Source organism: Methylocaldum sp. GT1BB, assembly GCF_051027545.1.
Taxonomy (GTDB): Bacteria; Pseudomonadota; Gammaproteobacteria; order Methylococcales; family Methylococcaceae; genus Methylocaldum.
In genome coordinates this window covers 4,233,348-4,259,253 of sequence record NZ_CP194902.1, presented here as the reverse complement: position 1 = coordinate 4,259,253, position 25,906 = coordinate 4,233,348, and the positions used below count along the sequence as shown (strand labels likewise).

The window sequence follows — 25,906 nt, the reverse complement described above, 5'->3', positions numbered from 1 at the left end:
GGGGCATCCTACATAGGCCGAGATAAGCCCCTCGGCTTCGGTCGGGACAGGCTTCGCGTTCGCGACAAAACGAAAAGGGCATGCCCATGACCGCGAGCACCGAAACGGACCGGCCGGGAGTCACGGATCAGGCGTCGGAGCGCCCGGCGATGTCTCGCAAGGCGGAGGAACTCGACCGGACCTGGTATTCCGCGTCAGGCTTCGTCGGCTGGTTCACCCAAGTGAACCACCGCATGATCGGCAAGCGCTTCATCATTACTTCCTTCATCTTCTTCCTGATGGCAGGAATCGAATCGCTGCTTCTGAGAACCCAGCTCGCGGTGCCGGAAAATTCGTTCCTTACGCCGGATCACTTCAACCAGCTTTTCACCATGCACGGCTCGACCATGATGTTTTTCTTCGCCGTGCCCATGATGGAAGGGCTGGGCATCTATGTCGTGCCGCTCATGATCGGGACCCGCGACATGGCTTTTCCCCGCCTGAACGCTTTCGGCTATTACGTATACCTGATCGCCGGCGTGACGCTTTACGCCGCGGGCTTTCTGGGCCATGCGCCGGACGGGGGCTGGTTCGCCTACGTGCCGCTGACTTTGACCCAATATTCGCCCGGACTCGGTCTGGACTTCTGGGCGACGATGATCACGTTCATCGAAATCTCCGCGCTGGTGGCGGCGGTGGAACTGATCGTGACCATATTCAAGCAGCGCGCGCCCGGCATGTCGCTCAACCGGATGCCACTGTTCGTGTGGGCCATGCTGGTGACCATGTTCATGATCGTGTTCGCGATGCCGCCCCTGATGGTGGGCAGCGTCATGCTGGCCTTGGACCGCACGGTGAGCACCCATTTTTTCATGACCTCGGGAGGCGGCGAGCCGCTGCTCTGGCAGCATCTCTTCTGGTTCTTCGGCCATCCGGAGGTCTACATCATCCTGGTGCCGGCGCTCGGCGTCATCTCGTCAATCGTCGTGACCTTCGCGCGGCGGCCTATCTTCGGCTACACCGCCATGGTGCTCTCGGTGGTGGCCATCGGCTTCGTCGCTTTCGGGCTGTGGGTTCACCACATGTTCACGACCGGCCTTCCGGCGCTGGGCGTGAGCTTTTTCACGGCCGCGAGCGTGATGATCGCCGTGCCGAGCGGCGTGCAGGTATTCTGCTGGATCACGACGCTATGGGGAGCGAGGCTGCGGTTCGCGACGCCGCTTCTGTTCGTGCTGGGGTTTTTCTTCATCTTCGTGCTCGGCGGGCTGACCGGCGTGATGGTGGCCTCGGTGCCGTTCGATACGCAGGTTCACGACACTTACTTTTTGGTCGCGCACTTCCACTACGTGCTGATCGGCGGGGCGGTGTTCCCGGTGTTCGGCGCGATCTACTACTGGTTCCCCAAAGTCTTCGGGCGCATGCTGAACGAGACCGCCGGCAAGTGGAGCTTCGTCCTGATGTTCGTCGGTTTCAACATGAGCTTTTTCCCGATGCACCAGCTCGGCTTGCAGGGCATGCCGCGCCGGGTCTACACCTATCTGTCCGAATCGGGGTGGTTCGAATTGAGCCTGCTGGCGACCATAGGCGCGTACGTCTTCGCCCTCGGCGTGCTCGTCACCGCGGTCGACGCCCTGCTGAGTTTCCTGCGAAAACCCGACGCACCGGACAACCCCTGGGGCGGGGATACTCTGGAATGGGCGACAAGTTCGCCGCCGCCCAATTACAACTTCGAGGATATCCCTGTGGTGCGCGGCCGTTGGGCGCTGTGGGAGCGCGGCGAGGAGCCGGCGGGAACGGTGGTGGGACTCCGCTCCGGGCGGCGCGAAGTGCTGGTTACGACGCTGCTCGATGCCGAGCCGCACGCCGTGGCGATTCTGCCGGGACCTACGATCTGGCCTTTTCTTTCCGCCGTCGCGGTGGCGGCGGGTTTTCTCGGCTTCATCCGTCATCCGATCTGGTTCCCGATCGGCTTGCTGCTGACCTTTGTCGGATTCGTCGGATGGCTCTGGCCGCGCGCGGTCGGAGGTCACGCCGAGGAGGAGCAAGCCCGATGAACGCCGAAACCCGCTTCGATGCCGGCGAGCTTCCACGATTGCCCGCCGACTACAGAGCCCCCTTGTGGTGGGGCATCGTCGGTCTCATCCTGGTCGAATCGGTGGTGTTCGCCACCCTCATCACCAGCTATTTCTATCTCGGCATCGATCAGCCGGAATGGCCGCCGGCGGGCACCAAGACGCCCGATCTGGTCAAGCCGACCCTGGGCACGCTGGTGCTGATGGCCAGCAGCCTGCCGATGCACTGGGCCGACCGCGGCATCACCCGAGGCAACCAAACGGCCCTGCGCTGGGGGCTGCTGCTGAGTATCGCGCTGGCGGTGACGTTCTTGGTGCTGAAATACATCGAGTACAGCGAAATGGGGTACCGATGGTATACCCATTCCTACGGCTCCATTTCCTGGACCATCATCGGCTTTCACAGCACCCATGTGGTTGCGCTGATCCTGAAGACGGTCGTGGTCAGCGCTCTCGCATGGATAGGCTACTTCAGCGAGCGGCGCAGTCTGGCGGTGAAGGTCAACGGGATTTACTGGCACTTCGTGGTGGCGGTCTGGATACCGCTGTACGCCACGCTGTACTGGATGCCGCGCGTTTTAAAGTGAGGGAAGAAAGGTGTTGCAGGCCGATGCGGAACGGTATTTCTCGGAGCGTAGCGGTATCGCCGCGCTATGGGCCGGTTTGCTGGCGGGTCCCGTCGCCTGGGCCTTGCACCTTCAAACCAGTTACAGCATCACGCCGTTCTTTCACGGCACCGGGTCGACTCTCGCCCTGTATCTGGTGACTTTGGCGGCCCTGGTGATCGCCGCGGCCGGCGGGTTGATCTCCTGGCGGAATTGGCAAAGGGCAGGGGCGGCGTGGCCGAGCGGAGAAGGCGGGGTGATCGCGCGGAGCCGCTTCATGGCGGTTTCCGGGATGATTGTCAGCGCCTACTTCTTCGTGACCATCCTGGCGCAGGCGGTTCCGATCATGATGCTGCGCTCGTGAGGCCTGCCATGGCACGAAACCGTATTGCGCGCCGAACCGTCTTTCCCTGCTTGTCCGCTGCGTTCGGTGTTCCCGCATGCGGACATGCTCACGAAGGGAGTTCGGCGATTTCCGGCTTTCAGTGGACCGCCTGGAATTTCGAGCCCTGGGTCCTGTTTTGTCTTGCGCTGCCGGCCGGACTGTTCATGGCCGGATTGCGGCGGCTGTGGCCGAAAGTCGGCGCGGGCCGTCGGGTGCTCATCCAAAAGGCGCTGGCTTATGCCGGGGGATGGCTGCTCATCGCTCTGGCCCTGATTTCGCCCCTGGATCGGCTTTCGAACGAGCTTTTTTCGGCACACATGGTCCAGCACGAGATCCTGATACTGCTCGCCGCGCCGCTGCTGGTCTTGAGCCGTCCGATCGCCTTTGCCCTGTGGGCGTTTCCGCGCGGGTGGCGGAAGTCTCTGACAGGCTATTGCAAAACCGGCTGGGTCGGGCGTTTCTGGCGCAGAATGACCGTGCCCTTGGCGGCCTGGACGATACACGGGGCCGTCATATGGATCTGGCATGCGCCGGTCTTTTTTCAGGCGGCGCTGAGACATGAGGACGTGCACACGCTGCAGCATCTGAGCTTTTTCGTTTCGGCACTGGTGTTCTGGTGGGCGATCATCCGCGGCGGCGAAGGGGCGAGAGGGTACGGGGCCGGGGTGCTATACGTGTTCTCCACGACGGTGCATACCAGCCTGCTAGGAGCGTTGCTGACCTTCAGCAGCCAGCCCTGGTATCCGACCTACGGCGGCTCGGCGGCGGCCGGACTGAGCGCGCTCGAGGATCAGCAGCTCGCGGGGCTCATCATGTGGGTCCCCGCCGGCGCGATCTATCTGGTCATCGCCCTCGGGATGTTCGCCGCCTGGCTGGAGGCGATCGGAAAAAACGCGGGCGGCGCGGCGGGGCACAGCGGGAGCCCGCTCCCGAGGGGACCATGATGTTGAGGGAGTTTTGAAAAAGTTATTTCCCTTTGGAGGGTGTCACAAAAATAGGATGTGCTGAACGCAGTGAAGCGCGGCAATCGCGAACTCTGTAGCTCTGTAGGATGGGTAGAGCGAAGCGAAACCCATCGATAGTGGGTTGGCGAAGCGTAACCCACCCTACGCGGAGTGTGTCCGAGCGGAACGGGGCGTTATACAAGGAGGATTCGACATGGAGCAGCCAAAAACCGGTCAGAGTCCTGTGGCCTATGCTTTGCCCGGCAAGATCGGAACGCGTCTCGGTGTGATGCTCGTCGCGCTCGGCGGTCTGGCCGGGTGGCCGGGAGTCGTGTCGAGTCAAGTTCCCGAATCCCGGGTCCAGGCACAAGCCGTTCCGCCTGCCGAGGCGGAGGACGGCCAATGGACCATGCCGGCCAAGAACTATGCGAGCACCCGCTATAGCGGACTCGACCAGATTACGCCCGAGAACGTCGGGAATCTCAAGCTCGCCTGGTCCTTCTCGACCGGCCTGAATAAGGGGCACGAGGCGGCGCCGCTGGTGATAGGCGATACGATGTACGTCGTCACGCCTTATCCCAATGTTCTCTACGCGTTGGACCTCAAGGAAAAACCGGGCGCGATGAAATGGAAATTCGAGCCGAAACCGGCTGCCGCCGCGCAAGGGGTCGCTTGCTGCGACGTGGTCAATCGTGGGGCGGCCTACGCCGACGGCAAGATTTTCTTCAACACCCTCGACAACCATACTTTCGCGGTGGATGCGAAGACCGGAAAACAGGTCTGGAAGACCAAGCTCGGCGACATCAATCGGGGCGAATCCATGACCATGGCGCCCCTGGTGGTGAAGGGCAAGGTGCTGGTGGGCAACAGCGGCGGCGAGTTCGGCGTGCGCGGCTGGCTCACGGCGCTGGACGCCAATACGGGAAAAATCGCCTGGCGGGCCTATACCACGGGTCCCGACAAGGACGTGCTGATCGGTCCCGAATTCAAGGCTTTTTATCCGGAGGACAATGGCAAGGATCTCGGCGTCACGACCTGGCCGCCCGATCAGTGGAAGATCGGCGGCGGCGCCGTGTGGGGCTGGATTTCCTATGACCCGGAGCTGGATCTGATCTATTACGGCACCAGCAATCCCAGCCCGTGGAACCCGGAAATGCGGCCCGGCGACAACAAATGGACCTGCGGCATCTTCGCTCGCCGCCCCGCGACAGGCGCGGCGGTATGGGCCTACCAGTGGAGCCCTCACGATCTCTACGACTACGACGGCGTCAACGAGAATATCCTGGTGGATCTGCCGGTTAATGACCGGATTCGGAAACTCCTTCTGCGCGCGGAGCGCAACGGGTACGTCTACGTCATGGACCGGACGACCGGGGAAATCCTGTCGGCCGACCCGTTCGTGCCGACCAATGTCACCCGCGGCATCGATCTCGAGACCGGACGGCCCATTCACGTCGAGGAAAAGAAGCCGCAGACGGGAAAAACCGTCACCGACATCTGCCCGGCACCGCCCGGCGCCAAGGACTGGCAGCCCGCGGCCTGGTCGCCGCGGACCGGTCTGCTTTACCTTCCGCACAATAACCTCTGCATGGACATCGAGGGATTGGAGGCCAATTATCTCGCCGGCACTCCCTACGTGGGGGCACGGGTGCACATGCACGCGGGACCCGGCGGGCATCGCGGCGAGTTCACCGCCTGGGACCCCCTGAAACGGCAGGCCGTGTGGAAGATCAAGGAGCGCTTCCCGGTGTGGAGCGGCACGGTGGCGACCGCCGGGGACGTGGTGTTTTACGGCACCATGGACCGCTGGTTCAAAGCTGTGCACGCCCGTACCGGAGACGTTCTGTGGCAGTTTCAGGTCGGTTCCGGAATCATCGGCCAGCCGGTGACTTATCGGGGACCCGACGGCAAGCAATATGTCGCGGTGCTTGCCGGAGTCGGCGGCTGGTCGGGCGCCATCGTGTCGGGCGGGCTGGACCCGCGCGACGGCACCGGCGCGCTCGGCTTCGTCAACGCCATGAAGGACTTGCCCGAACACACCAACCCCGGAGGGACGCTGTATGTATTCGCCCTCCCGTAATGCCGGACGGGCGCTACCGGGAGAGGGGACGTGTCCGGGAAGCGGGATCGCCATGGTTTTCGTGTTGTGCCTGCTCGGAGCTTGCGGGGGCGGGAAAGAGTCCGACGCCATCGCCCTGACCGGCGGCAATCCGGAGCGGGGTAAGGACGCCATCCGCGCCTACGGCTGCCCGTCCTGCCACACTATCCCCGGCGTGTTCGGCGCGGATGGCCTGGTGGGGCCTCCTCTCGGCGGAATCGCCAAGCGGGTCGCCATCGCGGGCGTTCTACCGAACACCCCGGAAAATATGATCCGGTGGCTGCAAAATCCTCCGGCCGTCAATCCGCAGACCCTGATGCCGAACATGAATGTTCCGGAATCCGACGCGCGTGACATCGCGAGCTATCTTTACACGCTGCTCGATTGAAACGCTTGCGTGGCGGTGTCGCCGGCTGTGGATCGCTCTTCTTTTGTGCGGATGCGCGGCCGAGTCCCGGTTAGCGGATGAATCCGGGGGAAGCGGCGTCCGTCCGGCGGCATCTTTTGGTCTGCAATTAGAGAATTTTCCGATTCGGTGTCAGAGCGCCCGACAGGTAGGTCGGCAATCCCTTGCCGACTTATCGGCTCGGCAAAGGACTTTGTCGGAAGGGCAGCTCTGGCGCTCCCAGAGATGCCGTTTGCGATTGGGAAGGGATTGCCGACCTACGTGCTTCCCGCCCGACACGAAGCCGTGCACCGGGATGAAAAACGCTCCAGGCGAGGCCGGCCCGCTGCGGACGGCGGAAGGCTTGCGCTGGAGCGAGGTGCCGGACAAGTTATATGCCGGTCCTTTTTCGAAAGGCGCCCTGACCGGAGAGCGCTTCGGGCTGTTGCCGAGTTCCTCCTTTCGGCTCGCCACCGGGCGGTGCACGGATTGTCCGGTGCCCGAGGCGGCGCTCTGGTATTTTCGCGACGAACTCATCGCCGTTCCTGATGGACTTCGGCCGATCACCGGCACGGCGCTTTTCGAGCCGGAGCGGAGCGAAACGCCCCATCCGCCGCTGGTCTGGATCGGCGCTCCCGAGATCGTCGAACACGCGACCTTGTCCGAAGACGGACAGTTTCTCCGCGCACCGGCGGGTGAGATCGCGTTTGCGGTCACCCCGGCGATTCCCACCAATCGGGCCTATCTCGATCGTTCCACCGTGGCTTTTCTTTCGAAACGGCCGCTGCGCATGCGTGGCGTCACACTGAGCGATCGGGGGACTCCGGTTTTCGTCGCCCGGACGATCTGGCCGGAAGATACCCGTATCGACATCGATGGAGCCCGATTTGAGCCGTTGAAAGAGCGGGAAACCTTGACGACCTTGATCCGGGCACAGACCGGCGGCGTGACGGGCATCTACGCCGCGCGGGTGTTATGGGAGCGTCATCCGGGACAGCCCCGCCGCTGGGCGAGCCGCCCGGTGCTCGCCTTCGTGCTCGACGGCGCCCAGGGCGACGATGACGGCGCGCACGGCGGCCATCTCGCGCCCGCCGCCGGGATATTGGGCCCGCAAGGCGAATGGAGCGATTGGCTGGCCGCCAACTTCTATCCCATAGACGACAAGAACGCAAAAGGCATTCTCTCGGCCATGGTGCCCATGGACAATTACCTCGCGGATCTCAACAGCGGACAGGCCTGGTACCGTCCGAACTACATGCTCGTCGCGGTCATGCGCGATTCCCGAATTCCGCGCCGGGTGCAAGCCACCTTGCAACAGGTGCTACACGGCTATTACTGCCATGTCATCGGTTACGACCGGGCCGCCAACAACAGCACCGCGCTGGTCATCGATCCCTTGCGCTGGCTGGGCTGGAACATTCCGGAGACCGGTCCGACCAGCTATCTCGCCGCCGTGGCCGCTTTCCCGGTGGCGGCCCTGGTTCAGATGAGCCTCGCCGGCGGCAGGGATGTGTTTCGCACGCTCGCTGCGGAGAAGACCCGGCTCGTGCCCAGAGAGGCCTTCGAGACGATAGGCCGAGACCTTCTCGATCTCGTCGAGGGGAGCGCTCCGACGCGAGAGCTGACCCCTTTCGAGCAGATGCTCGCGGCCGATACCGAGGCTGTACTTTTCGTCCGGATACCGCAGATTCCGTCCAGCCGCCGCTTCGGAACCTATCCGGCGGGTTCCCTGACCGAACTCGCCGGCCGGGTGCCGTGGAGCCGGAATGAATGGGAAACCGCCCCGGACCCCGGCGAACAGCCTTTTCCGGAACGGCTGGTAGGCTCGTGCAGATGAGCAGCGACCGATTTGCCGGCGCGCATCCAGGCACGGCGCCCGGGGGGGCTATGGTCTCCCCGGGCAGTGGAAAAGACGGAAATCGGTCGGACCGAGAACGCTGTAGCACAGCAGGACAATCAGATGGATCTACTGAACTGGAACTGGAGCGAATTTCTGTCTCACGTGCTCAAGCTTGCAGGAGCGTTCGTACTCGCTCTGCCGATCGCCCTGGAGCGCGAAAGAACGACCCGCACCTTGGGATTGCGGACTTTCCCTCTGGTTGCGCTAGCAAGTTGCGGTTATATCCTGGTCGGGGAGTCGGTCGTCGGTACCGCTCAGGATGCGCAGGCGCGCATCATCTCCGGATTGATGACGGGTATCGGCTTTATCGGCGGCGGAGCGATTTTGAAGACGTCGACAGGTGTCCGGGGAACGGCCACGGCGGCTAGCCTATGGTCGACCGGCGCAATCGGCGCTTCGGTCGCCCACGGCTTGTATGAGATCGCCGTGCTGATCAGTACGATCAATTTTCTGACTTTGCAGTTTCTGACGCCGATCGAGCGTCGAATGGGCAAAAAGGATCGGCCGGATTTGGAGGACTCTTGATGCGCAGATCGACGTTTTCGGTCAGCCGCCGCACATTCTGACGTTGCAGAGACCGCTGGTTTGTGAGGGGCGGCTGGTGCGGAAGCGCTCCCGACGGGAATCGAGCGAGTCGATGTTTCCGGACAGATCGGATTCGTGATGGAATAAGCTCACCGCTTGATCGCTCGCTGCCGCGGGTGAGGTTTCGCGGCGGCGATCACGAATTTTCAAAAAAGAAGAAAGTGGGGGGGCAAGTTATGTTCGTGTTCGACAGGAATGAGTTTTTCGAGGACTATCGTTCCGCGTTCGGACCCATGACGCAATACCGGGTCGACGCGCTGGAGTCTCTGCTTGGCGAAATCGAACAGGATATCCGTTTCGACGGGACGGACACGGACCGGCAACAGTTGGCCTACTGCCTGGCGACATTCAAATGGGAAACGGCAAACACGATGAGGCCGATCGACGAGCACGGCTCGGCGGCCTACTTTGAATCCCGCTATGGATCGCATACCTCGGTAGGCCGGCGGCTGGGCAATCTTTACCCGGGCGATGGCAATCTTTTTCACGGGCGCGGTTTTGTACAGCTGACAGGCCGAAACAACTACGAGAGAGCGGGAAGATTTCTGAACGTGGATCTGATCTCGAACCCCGATAAAGCAAAGGAGCCCAAGCTGGCTTATCAAATTGCCGTCCAGGGAATGAAGGAAGGATGGTTCACGGGCAAAAAGCTCGGACATTTCATAAAAGACGGAGTATCGCCCGATTATGAGAATGCTCGAACCATCATCAATGGCCACGACAAGGCTACAACGATCGCCGACATCGCACGCCGATTCGACGGTCTCTTGCGGGCGTCCGCCCTTCAGCGATCATAGCGAAGATGGCATCGGTCGATTTGGGATTCCGTCGGATCGACGGCGCTGCCGTATGAGTCCATTTCGGGAATGTCATGGAGCGCACAGGGAGTTGGGATTGCTATGAAATTGTCCGAGTTCGGCATCACCGCCGCTTTTGTAGGTCTGTTTCTGGTTGCTTCGGGAGTAAAGGCCGGAGGCGATCAAGACAAGTCCGATTTGACTCGAGAGGAGCGAAGCGCCTGGTATCAGAGACTGAAATGGCCCGCTGACTGCGAGGAGAGCTTCCAAAGCCGAGCCGAGGATATTCCCGATGCCGGCCTTACCTTTCATCGCCTGAAGGACAAGCAGTATCTCGTGGAGATACAGTGCTACCTGGGCGCTTATCAACCCGGTTTTGTTTTCATGTTTTATGACGAAGCCCGGACGAAAACGGTATTGTTGAAATTCAAGCGTTATGAGCGCGAGACGGATGGCCGCGTCTCCCGCTATCTTGAAACGGAGCTGAGCGGATTTCCCGAATTCGATGACAAAACGAAGGAGCTGAAAGTCTGGTCGAAATCCCGCGGCATCGGAGACTGCGGCTCGATCGTCGTTTACACTTTTCGGAACGGCCAGCCGGTCGTCAAGGAAGCTCGGGCTCAAGCCTGTCAGGACGACCCCGACGCTCCATTTGCGGAGCCGGAAGCCTGGCCGAGAGTCAGAAATCCTTAAAGCCTTCGGGCAGGAGACTTGCGAAGAAGGTTGAAGCCGAACGCCGGTGTCGGTGAGACGATCGCCATGGTCGTTGACGCTAAGTACATTCCGCAAATATTTGCGGAATCTCGACAGATTGGCTTGATTGGCGGGGTTGTTCTGCAGGTTGCCTATGCCGCAAGACTTCCCTGAATGTACTTAGAGCATTTTCATGCCTACTGTACGGGCATTCGCGCGTAGGTCGGGAATCCTTTCCCGACACCACGTCCCGGCCGAGCGTCTTCGTCGGCAAAGGATTGCCGACCTACGAAAGCTTGAGTCGATCTACCCTGGCCGAAGGCGCCAACGACTCCTGCCAGGCCTGTTTTGCCGTACGAGCGAGATGAAAAAGCTCTAGCCGGCCTGGACAAAATAACAACAACCGGACTTACGCATTTTGCCCTTTTTCCTTCGAGAGACGGAAGAAGAGTCCATTTTCGTAAGTCCTGAACAACGTCGAGACTGGAGGGGTGCCATCATGCTGAAATCGATCGATATCCTAATCGGGCTTTCTGTCGTCATGCTGATCGTCAGCATGGCGGTGACTCTGATGACTCAGGCCATGCTGGCTCTGCGTCAAAGTCGCGGAAAGCACTTGCTGGCCGGACTCGTGGACCTGCTCGAGCAGCTCGATCCCGGCGTGGAGCGGCGCTGCGCCGAGGAGATAGCGAAGATGATTCTACGCAGTCCAATCCTCAACGGCGGCAAAATATTCGGTTTGATCCGGTATGGCGAGGTGATTCACCGCGAGGAGCTCACCAAGATGCTGCTCGACCTGGCATCGCGAGACCCGAAGGACGTGACGATAACCGAGCTGCAACAGACAGCGCTCAAGGGATTGAAGAAAGTGATGGCGGAAAACGGTATCTCCGACCCCGACCAAACGCTGAAGAATATCCATATGGCGGCCCTCCAACTGGAGAAATCCAACCCCGAACTCGCCCACGACGTCCGCCAGAATATTGCCCTGTTACAGGAAGCCGCCAGCCAATTCTTGGCGAAAATCAACTTGCGGTTTGATTCGGTCATCGATCGCGTCAGCGAACGCTTCACCTTCGGTGCCCGCGTTTGGACTTTCGTCAGCGCTACGGTGGTAGCCGTCGTGCTGCAACTGGACACGGTGACGCTGGTGAACCGATTTGCCATGGACGACGCCATGCGAACCGCTTTTGTCGAGGAGGCGATGAAGATCGATCAGGCACAGTATGTCGTAGCCAGCTTGGAGGCTCAATCCGCCACGCCGTTGCCCGTGTCGGACAAAATCGAGAGGCAGTATTTCACGTTCCTGGCCAAGCAGGGCGTGATATTGCCGCCTACCTCTCTCGAGCTATGGTTTGACAACTGGAAAAATGTGAACCTTCCGGGGCTGATGATCTCCATCCTGCTGCTCAGCCTCGGCGCGCCTTTCTGGTACAGCGTACTGAACAGGTCATTGCAATTGCGATCGGTCCTTGCGCGAAAAGACGATATACAGCGCGTCATTCGGCACACCACTCAGCCTGCGGGAGAGGTCTCCGACGGCGGTGTCGGCACAAGCGGCGGCAGCCGTTCGAGCGGTCTGTAAAGGCGACGATGTTATCCGGTGCCGGAACCGGCCCGTCGCTTTGAATAGTCGGGTACATCCCTTTGGGAACACGGTGTCGTGACACGTGATCAGCCGATCACGCTTTGCTCCCCGAGACCGTGTTCCGAGCCGCGTCACGTTTACTTTGCGATGGTGATGCTCGGAACGCCCGGTTTCGGAAGTTCGGTCACCGTCATCTGAAAAATCTGCGAGAGCACCCGAAAGGCCGTTTGGTTCCACGATGAATCACGGCTTGGACGCACGGCGAAGTATCTCCCCCGATAATTCACCACAACGTCCGCATCTGCGGGCGGCCTGCTGGATTCGGAAATCTCGATGACCGAGACCGGATTTTCGCCGACCGGCGGTGTTCGCGGATCCTTGGGAACGTCCCTTTCGGGTTCTGCGGCGAGGGTTCGGCCAATGAAATACATGATGTTGCTAAAGCTTCGCAGCCTGAAGTTGCCGTGCAGCGGAGATTCGCCCCCCGGATAGCCGGGACGAACATCGACCAGGAGATCGTTGGGTGCATTTTTTTCGGCCTCGTCATTCAGCCGTATTCGCTCCTCATTGCTCAAAAGGAGGGGATCGTAGTTCGTCAGAACCGTTCGACCGACGACTTGCTTGGTCAGATGATAAATCGGCCTCGTTGAATCCGGCGCAATGGAATACTCCTGCTCCAATGCCTGAAATTCCTTTCCGTTAATCGACTCGAAAGGCAGCGTCCAGTGACGCTCGAAGATCAGGGGCTCCGCGTACAACTGGTCACGATCCTGAATCGATGACAGGTGCAGCACGATGCGCCGAAAAGCGGCGTAATCGCGCCGGTTTCGAGGCCGATTGTGAAATACCGCTTCTTCGCCTTGAGTGCGAAATTCCAGCGTCACCAAACGCAGCAGCAGATCGACATCGATATTCTGACGCAGCAGCAAGGTCAGCTTGTCTTCGGATAATGGCGTCAGCAATCGCTGCGTAAATTGTTCGCCTTCCATGGGAACGATACTGATGGTCGGATTTTCCGACGCCGAGCCGCCGAAAATGGGCATCAGCGTGGTGCCGCTATTCCCCGTAAACGGCGGGGTGGCCCCCGCATTGACCTGGAAATTCAGCGTCGCGGCAATATTCGAAATCCCGGAAAAATATATTGGCTGATTGAAGCGGGCACGCGCGATATTGAGCAGGAGTTGCCTCGACATCACGTCCGCACTGGATTCGTTATAGGCGATCGCCAGATGATCAAGCGCCATGGGTGACAGACAGCTCGAAAGTCCGGCCGCGAAAAAGGCTAAAGCGAGCAGGCGAAATAGCGGTGCGGCGCTTCGCAGGCCGCGAGCGGCTGAACAGTCTCGCAGCATGATGACCGGCACAGGCTATGGATTCGGGAATTCATCAAGCCAGGATACTGTACGGATACTCTGAATCGAGGCCATTGATATTCGTCAGGTTCCGGCCGGGAGTGACTTGGTTCCCAGTTTACTGAAGCGTATCCGCTCTGGCGCATAACCCGATCCTCCACGAACATATGCCGATCGGCAGGAGTCGGCCAACCACTGCCCCGTAGCTGACGTTCGGCTCGAGATCGTTTTTCGGGTGGGACAACCGGCACTTCCGTGCCGAATGTGGCGGCGGACTGTCCTGAACGGATAGTTAGGGCCACCGAAGTGAACTTCTGCTGTTCGGCCATTTCTGCCGTTCGCATTTAGTTTTCAGCCGGCTTCGAATGTCGGCTTTATGGAACCATGAGCGAATTGGTACTTTCCGCTAGTGCAGGCCGCTCGCGGCAAATATTCCGGGAGGCTACGAGAGAAATCTCCGAGTGTCCCGGTCTAATTTAGCCAATCTCTCTATTTTGCTGCGGGAAGAAAACGTCATGAAAGGAAAGAAGCCCATGGGGCTGCCCGGCTTGCTGGTCGGTTTGACTGCGGTGTTTGGCACAGTTACAACAAGTATATCTCATGCGCAAAGCGGCACCCCGGATCCCACCTTTGGTGTCATCGGACGGGTGCTCACGACCTTCGAGACCGCTACTGATCAGGCGTTTGCTGTGGCCATCCAGCCCGACGGCAAGATCGTGGCGGCCGGATTCACTACTTCCCCCATTGCCAATGGCGACAACAACTTCGCCGTAGTCCGCTATAACCCCGATGGCACCATGGATCCGACCTTCGGCACGGGCGGCGGAGTCATCACGAATTTCCGGACTGACGTACCCACGGGTGACCCCGATAGCCCCAGCAGGAACAGCTCGGATACGGCGCGCGCCATCCTGATTCAACCCGACGGCAAGATCGTGGTTGGAGGGTTTTCCGACGCGCCCAATGGCGACAACAACTTCGCCTTGGTTCGCTATAACCCCGACGGCAGCGTGGATCCGGCCTTTGGGGATAATGCCATCTTCCCAGGCACGACACTCACAGATTTTCGTCAATTACCCGATGGGACTCGTTCGCTTGACCAACTCAGAGCCCTCGCCCTCCAGCCCGACGGCAAGATTGTGGCGGTAGGTTTTTCGAATGCGCCTAACGGCGAGGGTAATTTTGCCTTGGTCCGGTACAATCCCGATGGCATCATCGATCCGACCTTCGGCGATAATGCCATCTTCCCAGGCACCGTGCTCACCGATTTTGGCAATCGTAGCGTGGATGACGCCTTTGCTGTGGCCATGCAGTCCGACGGTCAGCTCGTGGTGGCAGGCAGCACGTCTCCCGCCCCCGATTGTCCGGCGGCCTTCGGCCTCGTTCGATACAACAATGGCGTTCCGAATACCAATTTCGGGCCCAATAACCGGGTAGCGACCTGTCTTCGTGGCACAAGCGCCCAGGCCAGCGCGCTCGTCGTCCAGCCCGATGGCCGGATCGTGGCGGTCGGAACGACCAACGGTCCCAACGGGGATCTTAACTTCGGTTTGGCGCGGTACAATCTGGATGGCACCCTCGATCCGACCTTTAACGCCGACTCGATCAACCCTGGGCTCTCGATCACGGACTTTGATAACCGTGCGCTTGACGCTGGGACCGTCGAGCGCAGCGCTGACTTTGCGACTGCGGCCGCGATGCAGGCAGACGGCCGGATCGTGGTGGCAGGAACGTCCAACGCCCCCCTTGGCGTGGGCAATACCAACTTCGCCCTGGTCCGCTACGATCTGAATGGTGTCGCGATAACCGACTTCGGATCCAACAACCGGGTGCTGACCGATTTGGCCAACACGACCGGCGACCACGTCTTGAATAGCAGCACGGACCAGGTCCAGGCCATCGCCATTCAGCCCGATGGCCTGATCGTGGTGGCAGGCGGTTCTGACGCGCCTATCGCCGCTGTCGGCGGTCCCAGCTTCAACTTCGCCCTGGTGCGGTATCTCCCATAAGGGGCGTACGCTTGCGAGACAGCAACCGAGTGGCTGCCTATTGAGTAGTGTCCCGGAAGCCTAAGCTTTATCAGCTTACAGAAAGCGTCTATCGACCTTGCCGCAGTGCTGCAGCAGGCGATTGAAACCTGCCAGCCGCTCATTCAAGCCCGCCGTCACAAGCTGATCGCCTCGCTGCCCGATCAGCCGCTCGGGCCGGACGGGGATAGCCTGCGCTTGGCCCAAGTGGTGTCGATCTGCTCAACAATGCCGCCAAATATACGCCCGAAGGCGGCACAATTTGGCTGGAGGCGGCGTGTGAGCAGGATGACGCCGTCATTTGGAGCCGGGATACCGGCGAAGTCATTCCGAAGGCGTTGCTGCCCTACCTGTTTGATGTCTTCACCCAAGCCGAGCGCACCCTGGACCGGTTCCAAGGCAGGTTGGGGCTCGGCCTGACTATCGTCCAGCGCTGTGGCGCTGCACGGAGGCCCGGTGGAGGCCAAGAGCGCAGGCCCCGATCAGGGAGTGAATTCATCGTGCGGCTGCCCCTGAGCGAAGGGCAGGCTTGACGGGCGCTGGCCTTGCGCGACTCCAGGCGCAACGCGGTTGACGATGATCTGGCCACATATTCGGCGCTCGAGCCAACGTTGGAAGTGCACAGCCCGCACGTTGTAGTTCCAGCGCCGCGTCGTGGCTGGCCCCGGTCCGCTGTGGTTATTGAATCGAATGACCGCTGCGGGCACGAACCACTTATAGGAGGCAACCGCACGGAATGTCGGAAGTCGACCGCGTTAGCGAGGATGCTTTCGCCGCTAGAATGTAGGAATGAGATCGAAAGCCAGCTTTAGAGCGTTTTCCGAATCGGTGTAAGGGATTCGGATATGTAGGTCGGCAATCCCTTGCCGACGTATCGGCTCGGCGAAGGGCTTTGTCGGAAGGGGCGCGACTAAAGCGACCGTTTGCGATTGGGAAGGGATTGCCGACCTACGTTCTCCCCTCCTGGCACGAATCCGTACACCGGGATGGAAAACGCTCTAAGTACATTCCGCAAATACTTGCGGAATCTCGACTGATTGGCTTGATTGGCGGGGTTGTCCTGCAGGTTGCCTATGCCGCAAGACTTCCCTGAATGTACTTAGAACTGGCATCGTTTGGAAGACCCGCTTTACACGTCAGGAGTACGCCCCCTGTCCATTTGTGCGCAATGGCCCATGCCAAAGTCGAACCGCGACGCATCGGACTGCGAACGCGTGAGCAGCATAGAGCGCGTGCCAGCATCGAGAGTATCCATGCACAAGCCATCTACCGTGGTGGGTTACGGCATTCACGCTATATCGGCCTGCCCAAGACTCAGTGCAGCCCATCATCACGTCCGTGGCGGTGAACCCGGTTGGGCTCGGTTTCGGGTGAAACGGTAACCCGTAACATCCCTTGCAGATCGCGGTTTGCAGCCCTCACACGGTCTGTTTTGACCGCGCGAAAGAGCTTATGAATAAGCCAATCGCATGAACAGATGGACTCATCCTGATCGTCCACGCTTCTGTTTTGCCGGCATGATCATTTTCCTGATCAAGCCGTGGCGGTTTCCTGCTTCAACGACGCCAGATCGATAACGAAGCGGTACTTCACGTCGCTCTTGAGCATGCGGTCGTATGCGTCATTGATCTCTTGGATAGGAATGAGTTCGATGTCCGAGACGATGCCGTGATCGGCACAGAAGTCGAGCATTTCCTGCGTCTCCTTGATCCCGCCGATAAGCGAGCCCACCATTCGTCGGCGTCTGAAGATCAGGTTGGCGACGCCGGGTGACGGATGCGGCGTATCCGGAACCCCGATCAAGCACAGCGTGCCGTCACGTTTGAGCAGCTCGATATAGGCGTCCAGGTTATGCGATGCGGCCACGGTATCGAGGATGAAGTCGAAGCTGTTGACGTGCTTCTTCATCTCATCGGGATTCTTTGAAATCACCACTTCGTCGGCGCCCAGCCGCTTGGCGTCCTCGGTCTTGTCCGGAGAAGTCGTGAACAGCACCACATGCGATCCAAAAGCATGGGCGAACTTCACCCCCATGTGGCCCAAGCCTCCGAGTCCGACGATTCCGACCTTCTGGCCTTGGCCCACCTGCCAATGACGCAGCGGCGAATAGGTGGTGATGCCCGCGCACAAGAGCGGCGCGGCGGCGGCGAGATCGAGCTTTTCGGGCAGGCGCAGTACGAAATGCTCATCGACCACGATCACATTGGAGTACCCGCCGTAAGTCATCTTTCCCGTGTGCTTGTCGGGACTGTTATAAGTCAACGTGAGTTCGTTCTGACAATACTGCTCCAGATTCTCGCGACAATCGGGACAGGTGCGGCAGGAATCGACCATGCACCCCACGGCGGCCAAGTCGCCGGCCTTGAAGGTTTGCACCTCGTCGCCGACCGCCGTCACCCGCCCGACAATCTCGTGCCCGGGCACCACCGGGTAGACGGTGTTCTGCCATTCGCTGCGGACCGTATGGAGATCCGAATGACAGACCCCGCAGTAGAGGATTTCAATCTGCACGTCGTGTGGACCCGGTTCGCGCCGCTCGAAGCGGAACGGACCCAGCGGCGCACTCATGCTGTGGGCAGCATATCCGATGGTTTTGATCATGGAGAGCTCCTTATTCCGTTTCTTAAACGGACCGTGTTTCGGACGGTTTGTTCGATTTACTGTGGGTAAAGAAAGTAAAGCCCTATTCGAATCGCCCTCACCCCAACCCTCTCCCAGAGGGAGAGGGGGCTTTTGTGGCTTTACTTTCTTGACCATTAGTACTTCCGGGCTCCCAATATAAAAAGCGATATGTGCAATAGGCAGACATCAATGGCCCCATTCTGGTAAACGGTATTCTAAAGCGATTGGGTAGATCCGAATCCGCCACGCTGAGTGATGTTCGTAGGGGACTGTCAGCCATGAAACCGTTCGGCCGCGGGCACCCCTTGACAGTCCCCCGTTTCGGAGTAGTCTACCATCCCATTGGATGGCTATGAGATGGTAAGCAGAAGGTATGGCAGGGGAAACCGAGAAAATTACGATCAACTTGGGGTTCGTGGACCTCGGGCAGATCGATTTGCTGGTGCAGGAAGGCTTCTATTCCAACCGCACCGACTTCATTCGTACCGCGATACGCAACCAACTTGCCGCCCACGCGGAGGTGGTGAAACAAACCGTGGCCCGCAAGACCCTGGTGCTCGGCCTGCAGGAGTACACCCGCCGCGATCTGGAAGCGGTACGGACGGCCGGACAGAGGCTGCAAATTCAGGTGCTGGGCCTGGTCATCATCGGCGATGATGTCTCGCCCGAACTGGCACGGGACACCATCGAGTCCATCACGGTACTAGGGGCCTTGCGGGCCAGTGCGGACGTCAAATCGGCCTTGGCCGGCCGCATCCGCTAGACCTTGTTTTCCCGCCTCGCCGGTGGAGATCCACTTACAGCTCACATGTCTCCACCCACCGAACCATGGCCGCTGTTACAATCGCCAAAGGAGACCTGGATTATGACCGACGCACTGCACGCCGTAATGGCGGAAGCCACCCGGCTCACCCGCTCGGGCCGGCTCGATGAAGCCGCCGCCCTCATCCGGCGCACGCTCCGGGGCGGTTTCGCACCCGACACGTCCTCGAAGACCTCCGACTCTTCCGGTCACGAACCTATTGACAGCACGTGCCGCGTCATCGACGACATTTCCCAACTCACGCCGCCACCGGACAGCGGGGCATCGGCGCATGGGAGCCCGCACGACGCGAGCCCATCCTCCGCGCCGTCGTCCGCCTTCGAGGCTACGTTTCGTTCGCTTCGAACCGGACTCGAATCCATAATAACCAAACCGAGCCAGTCAAACCCGGACATTCAGGCAGGAGGGCAGTTCATGACAGGTTCCTTCACCAACCCGGCCGGAACCCGCGCCTATAAGCTCTATATTCCCAGCGGCTACCACGGACAAGCCCTGCCGCTGATCGTCATGCTCCATGGCTGCGCCCAGGACCCGGACGACTTCGCCGCGGGCACCCGCATGAATGTCCTGGCGGAACGGGAGGGATTTTTCGTCCTGTACCCCGAGCAAGCGCCCCAAGCCAATCCGTCCCGATGCTGGAACTGGTTCAAGGCGAGCGACCAGCACCGGGATCATGGCGAACCGTCCATCCTTGCCGACATGACCCGGCACATCGTGAGCACCCATGGCCTTGACGCCGGGCGGATCTACGTGGCGGGACACTCGGCCGGCGGGGCGATGGCCATGGTCATGGGAGTGAACTACCCTGAGCTCTACGCCGCCATCGGCGTCCATTCCGGACTCCCTTACGGTGTCGCCCATGACATCCCCTCCGCCTTCGCGGCCATGCAGCAGGGGGAAACAGCTGCGCTGCTGCAGCGGGAAAGCAGTTTCCCGGCAGCGCTGAAAGCACTCCGGATCGTCCCCACCATCGTCTTTCATGGAGACCGGGACACCACGGTTCACCCCGGCAATGGCGATCGGGTTTTGGCGCAGTGGGCAACCGTACACTCAGGCGCGGGAAGAAAATTGCGGGTCACGGCAAACCGGAGTCAGGTGCCTCACGGGCATTCCTATACCCACTCCATCTATCACGACGCGAGCGGCCAGGTCGTCATGGAGCAGTGGCTAGTTCATGGGGCGGGCCACGGCTGGTCGGGCGGAAGTCCTGATGTCTCGTATACCGACCCCAAGGGACCCAGCGCCTCGGAGGAGATGGTCCGGTTTTTCCGGAAGCACTCGCAGGGCAAACCGTAAGAACTCGGCGAGCCGGTGAGAAGCCTCTTGCGTTCCTGTCTAACCGGGAAGTTTTTGGGTTGCGAGCGCATCACTATCAGGAGATCGTCCAGTAAGCGGAAGGTCTCCCGGAACCTAAACGAAGACCATGAGGTCCATGGATGAGGCGTCCACAAGGAACGGCGGAGAATAAATCATGCTCCATGGGAAGATAGCCCTGGTCACCGGTTCCACCCGCGGCATCGGTCTCGGCATCGCCACCGAACTCGCCCGGCAGGGCTGCCATATCGGTTTGAATGGCTTCGGGGAGATCGCGGAGATCGAGAGATTGGCGCAGGACTTGAGCCGCGCTCAGGGTGTGAAAACCGCTTATTATCCCGCAGACCTCTCACAACCGGCTGCCATCGGCGGCATGATCCAATCGATGGAGGCGGATTTCGGTGCCATTGACATTTTGGTCAACAACGCCGGTATTCAGTATGTGGCACCGCTGGAGGAATTTCCGGATGCGCAGTGGGAGACCGTGCTCGCCGTCAATCTTTCAGCCGCTTTCCATACCATCAAAGCCGCGCTGCCGGGCATGAAGCGGCGCGGTTGGGGACGGATCATCAACATTGCCTCAACCCACGGCCTGGTAGGCAGCGAGGGCAAGGCCGCTTATGTGGCGGCGAAGCATGGCCTCCTGGGCCTGACCAAGGTCGTGGCCCTGGAGACGGCTAACGCCGGCATCACCTGCAACGCGATTTGCCCAGGTTGGGTGCTGACCCCGCTGGTCGAAAAACAGATTGAGGACTTGGCCCGACAGCAGGGGATTTCGCCGGAAGAGGCCAAACTGGCGCTCCTGCGCGAAAAGCAGCCTATGCTCCAATTTTCGACCCCGGAGGACATTGGCGCCTGGACCGCTGTCCTGTGCAGCGAGGCGGCCAAGACGACCACGGGGGCGGCCTTTCCGGTCGATGGGGGCTGGATCGCCCGCTGACCGGCTCAGGACGGAGCCGCTCAAGGCCAAGCTCGGCAACGGAAACCCGCCGCTTAAGGAATGAGCATGCCCAGACTTCAAATACGAGGTGCAGAACTCCATTATGAAAGCCTGGGGCACGGCCCGTCCCTGCTTTTCATCCACGGCCTAGGCTCCAGCACACGGGATTGGGAAGCTCAGCTCGCTTACTTTTCTCCACGTTTTCACGTGGTCACGTTCGACCTCCGCGGCCATGGCCGATCGGACAAGCCGCCCGGCCCCTACAGTATTCTTGGGTTTGCGGCGGACACGGCGGAACTGATCCGCTTGCTCTCCCTGGGTCCGACTCACGTTGTCGGCCTCTCGATGGGAGGCATGATCGCTTTTCAGCTCGCCATCAGCGCCCCGGAACTCGTGCAGAGCCTGGTGATTGTCAACAGCGGCCCGGAATTCATCCTCCGTACGCTCAGAGCACGACTGCAGATCGTCCAACGGAAACTTATCGTCCGGTTGCTGGGGATGCGCCAAATGGGAAAGGTTCTGGGCAAGCGTCTCTTCCCCGAGCCGGAACAGGCAGAACTCCGACAGCTATTCATCGATCGGTGGGCCGAGAATGATCCGCGGGCTTACCTTGACGCATTGCGGGCTTTGATCGGATGGACCGTGGCGGATCATCTCGACGCCATTCACTGCCCGACCCTCGTGATCACTTCGGATCGGGATTACACGCCGATAGCAGTCAAGGAAACCTATGTGGCCAGAATGCCGCAGGCGGAACTTTCGATCATCCGCGACGCACGGCACATGCTGCCTCTGGAGCGTCCGGACGCGTTCAATCAGGTACTGATGGAGTTCCTATTAAAGCATCGGCCCCTTCTCCGAAACCTTCCCGAGTCTTGCGAAGGATAGCTATGCCGGGAAGCAAATCGGGACGGTATACGTTTCCGGGTGATTTCGTTCCTGCTGCTCCGGACCGAGGGCATACCTTGAAAGCTTTGGGCTTCCGTCACTCGGTCCTTAAGGAAGCTCTGAACAAGTGGATTCCGTTCGTGGCGAGCTTGTCGAACCACGAACGGAATCCATACGTTACCGTTCGTCCTGAGCTTGTCGAAGGACTTATTCAGAGCTTCCTTAACAGCTTTGGCTGGACCCGTATCAGCGTTTCGGTTAAGTCATCTCGGCTCATGATCTGATCGACTCGTCCGAAGCTGCAACGTTCGATCGGTCAGGGAGGTCTTAGTTGAAACCGGGAAATAAAGTATGCCCTAAGAATTGGAGAACGAGACCTTGGATAGGCGGACTTTTCTCAAGGGTTTGGTTGGCGGGGTCGTTGTGACCTGGCCGGGCTTGTTGGTGCCGCGATCATTGCGGGCCGGCGAGCTGCCGATCGGTGCGGTGGAAAGCGCCGTGCGGGCGGCATTGTCCGGCAAGAAGCCCCTCATCAAGCGCACCTACCGGCCACCGAACTTCGAGACGCCGGTCAGGGCTTTCAGCGGCGTCATCACGCCGAACGACCAGTTCTTCGTGCGCTGGCACCTTGCCCATATTCCGCAAGTGGCCGCCGAAACCTGGCGGCTCGAGGTAGGGGGCGACTCGGTGGAGCATCCCTTCGAGTTGACGCTGGACCAGCTCAAGCGGGATTTCGAGCCCGTCGAACTGTTTGCCGTGTGCCAATGTGCCGGGAATCGCCGCGGCTTTTCCGAGCCGCATGTGCCCGGCGTCCAATGGGGAGCGGGCGCCATGGGCAATGCGCGATGGAAGGGCGCTCGCCTCAAGGACGTGCTGGCGAGAGCAGGACTCAAGTCGGATGCGCTGGAAATCGTCTTCGACGGCGCCGATTACGGAGCTATCGACGAGACCCCCGATTTCGTCAAGAGTCTTCCGCTATGGAAAGCCCTCGACGAGAACACCCTGGTCGCCTACGAGATGAATGGCGAGGCCCTGCCTCATTGGAACGGCTTTCCGGTACGCCTGGTGGTGCCCGGTTGGTCGGGGACCTACTGGGTGAAACAGCTGACGTCCATCAGCGCGATGCCGAAACCGGAAACGGGATTCTGGATGAGCAGGGCTTACCGGATACCGAAAGACAAATTCCCGCACATCGAGCGATTTCTTTCGCAAGAAGGGGAGGACAATACGCCGATTACCGATATGGTGGTCAATTCTCTCATGACCAACATCGAGGAAGGGCAGCGCTTGCATGCGGGCAAACCGGTGACGGTCAAAGGGCTTGCGTGGGACGGGGGGCATGGAATCCGAACGGTCGAAGTTTCGGTGAACGGCGGCAGGACGTGGCGGGACGCGCAGCTCGAACAGGACTACGGTCGTTTCTCGTTCCGCGCCTGGCACCACACCTTCACGCCACGCCGGGGCGGCAAACATGTGCTCATGGCGAGGGCGACGAGCCGGCAGGGAAGCACCCAGGTTTACGAACTCATCTTCAATCCAGCGGGTTACCACAACAACGTGGTGCAACGGATCAATGTGGTGGTCGCATGAGTGCCCATGTCATGAAGATGCTCAACACGCTGCTGCTAGCGCTAGTCGCGGTTTTTTCCACTAGCGCCTTTGCGGGAGAGGCGCAGATAGAGCTCAAGGAAGGGGCGGGACGCGATACCGTGATGGCCAATTGCGTCATGTGCCACAGTATCGACTATATCCAGATGAACTCCCTTTTCATGAAACGAACCGACTGGCAAGCGACCGTCGACAAAATGGTGAATGTCATGGGAGCGCCGATCAGCCAGGACGACATGTCGGTGATTCTGGATTATCTGACGACGTATTACGGCGTCGAATAACGGCGTTAGAGCGTTTTGATCTCGCTCGTACGGCAAAACAGGCTTGGCCGGAGTCGTTGGCGCCTTCGGCCAGGGTAGATCGACTCAAGCATTCGTAGGTCGGCAATCCCTTGCCGACGAACCCGTTGGCCCAACTGCACCGTCGGAAAAGGATTTCCGACCTACGCGCAAGTACCCGTACAGTCGGTATGAAAATGCTCTAAGTACATTCCGCAAATATTTGCCGAATCTCGACAGATTGGCTTGATTGGCGGGGTTGTCCTGCAGGTTGCCTATGCCGCAAGACTTCCCTGAATGTACTTAGAACGCCGCGTTCAGATCGGCAATCCAACCCGGCGGAATGATCTTATCGTGGAAGCGATCCGCACCGACGGCGCAGGTATAGGCCGTGCGGAAGGGTGTAATCTCAATCGATTTTTCCCAGTGCCGGAGATTTGGCTTTGAACAACTCGGCTGCAAGCTCGAGTTGAGCCGTCAATGGCGGTATAGCAGGAATTTCCCAGGCTTTTCCTGCGATACGGGACAATAAGTTATTCAGCCAAAGGCGGTCCGATTTTGCCTGGTGGATAATGAATCTGTAGGAATCACCGTCCTTAAAAACAGCAAAATCTTCCAGATAAACTTCAATTGCTTCCTGTTCACCGTAGAGCCTTGTTTGAACGTAGATTGTTCGCGCGTCGAGGTCAAAACGAAATTTCTTTAATTCTGCAATACCCTTAAGGATTATATTCGCCACCCAAATAATCAATCTATTGGGTGTCAATTTTATTGCCATTTTTATTAAGCTGGATTTCATACTCATTTCTTTCACCTGGGTTCGCTAACATAATAAGTTTTATAGTATATTGCTCCGGCAGTTACTAAGCGTAAAGAAAGTATTGTCATGTTATGGCGTATCGGCATTCAGGGTGCCGGAAGAATGCGACCACGATCTGCGGTAGTTTCTGAAGTCGCCGCGAGGCCCCGATCAGGCATCGTTTCAAATCGGCTTTATTCTCGGGTAAGTGTTTGGCCACCCTGGATTCACAGACCCCGAGACCTGCTCATCCGGGTTCAGTTGCGGGGAATAAGGGGGCAGGTACACCAGTTTCAGCCGTCCCTGCTGCTGTTCCACGTAGTCTTTGACCAACTTGGCCTTATGAATCGGGTGCCCGTCCACCACCAGAAAGATCGGTTGCTTGGCCCCGACCATCAGGCGTTTGAGAAACTCCCGAAAGACCACCGTCGTGACCGTTCCCTCCTGGACCATGAAACGGAAATCGCCACGAGCGCTGACCGCGGAAATGACATTCAGGCCAAAGCGCCGGCCGGTCGCCTTGACCACCGGGGTTCGGCCGCACGGCGCCCACGTCGTGCCCGCATGGTAATCGGAACGAAGGCCCGCTTCATCGGCAAAATAGATCACCGCACCGGCCCGTTTCGCCTCGGCTTGCAGGCGCGGAAACGCTTCCGCCTGCCACCTTTCGACCAGCACCGGGTCTTGTTGCCAGGCTCGATACAATGGCCGTTGTGGGGTAAACCCCAGCATCCGCATGATCCGCCCCACACTGGGCTTGGTCAGCCGCTTGCCGAACTGCCGGTAGATCACTTCGCCGATCAGCAACAAGGTCCACAGACCAAATTCAAACTTCATTTGCAGGGGCGTCTGATCACGCACGGTCTCGGCAAGCCAGCGCATTTCGTCCGGGGTCACCTTCGGGGGTCGACCGGGAATCGATTTGGCCAGCAAGGCATTTTGTCCACCGCTGGCAAAGTCCGACAGCCAGCGAAATACCGTTCGGATATTGACGCCAAAGGCGGCGGCAACACTGGCCACGGTCTCGCCTTTGCCGACTGCTTTAACCGCCTGCTGGCGCATGACTTGGAGCGAGAGATTGTCGATCGATCGCCCGTCAGAGTCTCTTTTGCATCTCATGGCCGTAGCCTAACACGAATATGGCATTCTTTATTTTACGGTTAGTATAAGCCGTACATGGCCGTCCCCTTTAGCCGAAAACCAATCGCCGGGGGCTCCCTG

23 protein-coding genes and 1 pseudogene are annotated in these 25,906 nt (G+C 59.6%); 19 read left to right on the top strand and 5 right to left on the bottom strand.

What is annotated here, in order from left to right:
• Positions 1–86 precede the first annotated feature (86 nt).
• The 11 genes from ctaD to ACR2TX_RS20345 all read left to right on the top strand — a co-directional run bounded on the left by ctaD (position 87) and on the right by ACR2TX_RS20345 (position 12,028).
• Positions 87–2,033: a cytochrome c oxidase subunit I gene (ctaD, locus tag ACR2TX_RS20395; protein ID WP_434132530.1), complete on the top strand. Its 1,947-nt coding sequence runs from the start codon at positions 87–89 to the stop codon at positions 2,031–2,033.
• Positions 2,030–2,638 carry a cytochrome c oxidase subunit 3 gene (locus ACR2TX_RS20390; RefSeq protein WP_347258371.1) on the top strand — a complete coding sequence of 203 codons (609 nt, stop codon included), beginning with the start codon at positions 2,030–2,032 and terminating at the stop codon, positions 2,636–2,638. Before ctaD ends, ACR2TX_RS20390 begins: the two co-directional genes overlap by 4 nt.
• A 10-nt stretch (positions 2,639–2,648) precedes the next feature.
• Positions 2,649–3,020, top strand: coding sequence for a hypothetical protein (locus tag ACR2TX_RS20385; protein ID WP_210024205.1), 372 nt, complete (start codon positions 2,649–2,651; stop codon positions 3,018–3,020).
• Between the two features lie 8 nt (positions 3,021–3,028).
• Entirely contained in the window at positions 3,029–3,985 is a 957-nt protein-coding gene (locus tag ACR2TX_RS20380; RefSeq protein WP_434130618.1) for a cytochrome c oxidase assembly protein, read from the top strand.
• A 289-nt stretch (positions 3,986–4,274) separates the two neighbouring features.
• A complete protein-coding gene (locus ACR2TX_RS20375; RefSeq protein ID WP_156880059.1) occupies positions 4,275–6,065 on the top strand; it encodes a methanol/ethanol family PQQ-dependent dehydrogenase in 1,791 nt (596 codons plus the stop codon).
• The gene (locus ACR2TX_RS20370) at positions 6,046–6,471 is read left to right on the top strand and encodes a c-type cytochrome (RefSeq protein ID WP_156879968.1); all 426 of its coding nucleotides are present in this window, start codon (positions 6,046–6,048) and stop codon (positions 6,469–6,471) included. The genes ACR2TX_RS20375 and ACR2TX_RS20370 overlap by 20 nt, the downstream gene beginning before the upstream one ends.
• A 313-nt stretch (positions 6,472–6,784) precedes the next feature.
• Positions 6,785–8,305, top strand: a complete 1,521-nt coding sequence (locus tag ACR2TX_RS20365) for a hypothetical protein (protein ID WP_156879967.1) — start codon at positions 6,785–6,787, stop codon at positions 8,303–8,305.
• Between the two features lie 123 nt (positions 8,306–8,428).
• On the top strand, positions 8,429–8,893 hold the full coding sequence (locus ACR2TX_RS20360; RefSeq protein ID WP_077731073.1) for an MgtC/SapB family protein: 465 nt from the start codon (positions 8,429–8,431) through the stop codon (positions 8,891–8,893).
• Between the two features lie 236 nt (positions 8,894–9,129).
• Positions 9,130–9,750, top strand: a complete 621-nt coding sequence (locus ACR2TX_RS20355) for a glycoside hydrolase family 19 protein (RefSeq protein WP_434130617.1) — start codon at positions 9,130–9,132, stop codon at positions 9,748–9,750.
• A 102-nt stretch (positions 9,751–9,852) separates the two neighbouring features.
• Positions 9,853–10,443: a DUF1176 domain-containing protein gene (locus tag ACR2TX_RS20350; RefSeq protein ID WP_434130616.1), complete on the top strand. Its 591-nt coding sequence runs from the start codon at positions 9,853–9,855 to the stop codon at positions 10,441–10,443.
• A gap of 499 nt (positions 10,444–10,942) precedes the next feature.
• Positions 10,943–12,028 (top strand): hypothetical protein, encoded by a 1,086-nt coding sequence (locus tag ACR2TX_RS20345; protein WP_434130615.1) that lies wholly within the window; start codon positions 10,943–10,945, stop codon positions 12,026–12,028.
• A 140-nt stretch (positions 12,029–12,168) separates the two neighbouring features.
• Here the strand turns inward: ACR2TX_RS20345 and ACR2TX_RS20340 are convergent, their stop codons facing one another.
• Positions 12,169–13,275: a hypothetical protein gene (locus ACR2TX_RS20340; protein WP_434130614.1), complete on the bottom strand. Its 1,107-nt coding sequence runs from the start codon at positions 13,273–13,275 to the stop codon at positions 12,169–12,171.
• Positions 13,276–13,898: 623 nt separating this feature from the next.
• Here ACR2TX_RS20340 and ACR2TX_RS20335 point away from each other — a divergent pair.
• Positions 13,899–15,392, top strand: a complete 1,494-nt coding sequence (locus tag ACR2TX_RS20335) for a hypothetical protein (RefSeq protein ID WP_434130613.1) — start codon at positions 13,899–13,901, stop codon at positions 15,390–15,392.
• A gap of 75 nt (positions 15,393–15,467) precedes the next feature.
• Here the strand turns inward: ACR2TX_RS20335 and ACR2TX_RS20330 are convergent, their stop codons facing one another.
• Positions 15,468–15,617 (bottom strand): hypothetical protein, encoded by a 150-nt coding sequence (locus tag ACR2TX_RS20330; protein WP_156881698.1) that lies wholly within the window; start codon positions 15,615–15,617, stop codon positions 15,468–15,470.
• Between the two features lie 11 nt (positions 15,618–15,628).
• Between ACR2TX_RS20330 and ACR2TX_RS20325 the strand changes: the two genes are divergently transcribed.
• Complete coding sequence (locus ACR2TX_RS20325) at positions 15,629–15,943, top strand: ATP-binding protein (RefSeq protein WP_434132528.1); 315 nt, start codon at positions 15,629–15,631, stop codon at positions 15,941–15,943.
• A gap of 1,000 nt (positions 15,944–16,943) precedes the next feature.
• Here ACR2TX_RS20325 and ACR2TX_RS20320 read toward each other — a convergent pair.
• Positions 16,944–18,011, bottom strand: a complete 1,068-nt coding sequence (locus tag ACR2TX_RS20320; RefSeq protein WP_434130612.1) for an NAD(P)-dependent alcohol dehydrogenase — start codon at positions 18,009–18,011, stop codon at positions 16,944–16,946.
• Positions 18,012–18,405: 394 nt separating this feature from the next.
• On the opposite strand from ACR2TX_RS20320, the gene ACR2TX_RS20315 reads away from it, so the two are divergent.
• The 6 genes from ACR2TX_RS20315 (at position 18,406) to ACR2TX_RS20290 (ending at position 23,889) form a co-directional block, all read left to right on the top strand.
• Positions 18,406–18,795 carry a CopG family transcriptional regulator gene (locus ACR2TX_RS20315; protein WP_077732190.1) on the top strand — a complete coding sequence of 130 codons (390 nt, stop codon included), beginning with the start codon at positions 18,406–18,408 and terminating at the stop codon, positions 18,793–18,795.
• A gap of 102 nt (positions 18,796–18,897) precedes the next feature.
• Positions 18,898–20,151 (top strand): extracellular catalytic domain type 1 short-chain-length polyhydroxyalkanoate depolymerase, encoded by a 1,254-nt coding sequence (locus ACR2TX_RS20310; protein WP_434130611.1) that lies wholly within the window; start codon positions 18,898–18,900, stop codon positions 20,149–20,151.
• A gap of 175 nt (positions 20,152–20,326) precedes the next feature.
• A complete protein-coding gene (locus ACR2TX_RS20305; protein WP_434130610.1) occupies positions 20,327–21,109 on the top strand; it encodes a 3-hydroxybutyrate dehydrogenase in 783 nt (260 codons plus the stop codon).
• A gap of 66 nt (positions 21,110–21,175) precedes the next feature.
• On the top strand, positions 21,176–21,997 hold the full coding sequence (locus ACR2TX_RS20300) for an alpha/beta fold hydrolase (protein ID WP_434130609.1): 822 nt from the start codon (positions 21,176–21,178) through the stop codon (positions 21,995–21,997).
• Between the two features lie 378 nt (positions 21,998–22,375).
• The gene (locus ACR2TX_RS20295) at positions 22,376–23,587 is read left to right on the top strand and encodes a molybdopterin-dependent oxidoreductase (RefSeq protein WP_086133201.1); all 1,212 of its coding nucleotides are present in this window, start codon (positions 22,376–22,378) and stop codon (positions 23,585–23,587) included.
• Positions 23,584–23,889, top strand: coding sequence for a cytochrome c (locus ACR2TX_RS20290; RefSeq protein WP_240506782.1), 306 nt, complete (start codon positions 23,584–23,586; stop codon positions 23,887–23,889). Before ACR2TX_RS20295 ends, ACR2TX_RS20290 begins: the two co-directional genes overlap by 4 nt.
• A gap of 406 nt (positions 23,890–24,295) precedes the next feature.
• On the opposite strand, the gene ACR2TX_RS20285 is transcribed toward ACR2TX_RS20290, so the two are convergent.
• The gene (locus ACR2TX_RS20285) at positions 24,296–24,685 is read right to left on the bottom strand and encodes a hypothetical protein (protein ID WP_347259043.1); all 390 of its coding nucleotides are present in this window, start codon (positions 24,683–24,685) and stop codon (positions 24,296–24,298) included.
• A gap of 85 nt (positions 24,686–24,770) precedes the next feature.
• Positions 24,771–25,804: pseudogene (locus ACR2TX_RS20280) on the bottom strand (IS630 family transposase).
• Between the last annotated feature and the right edge of the window lie 102 nt (positions 25,805–25,906).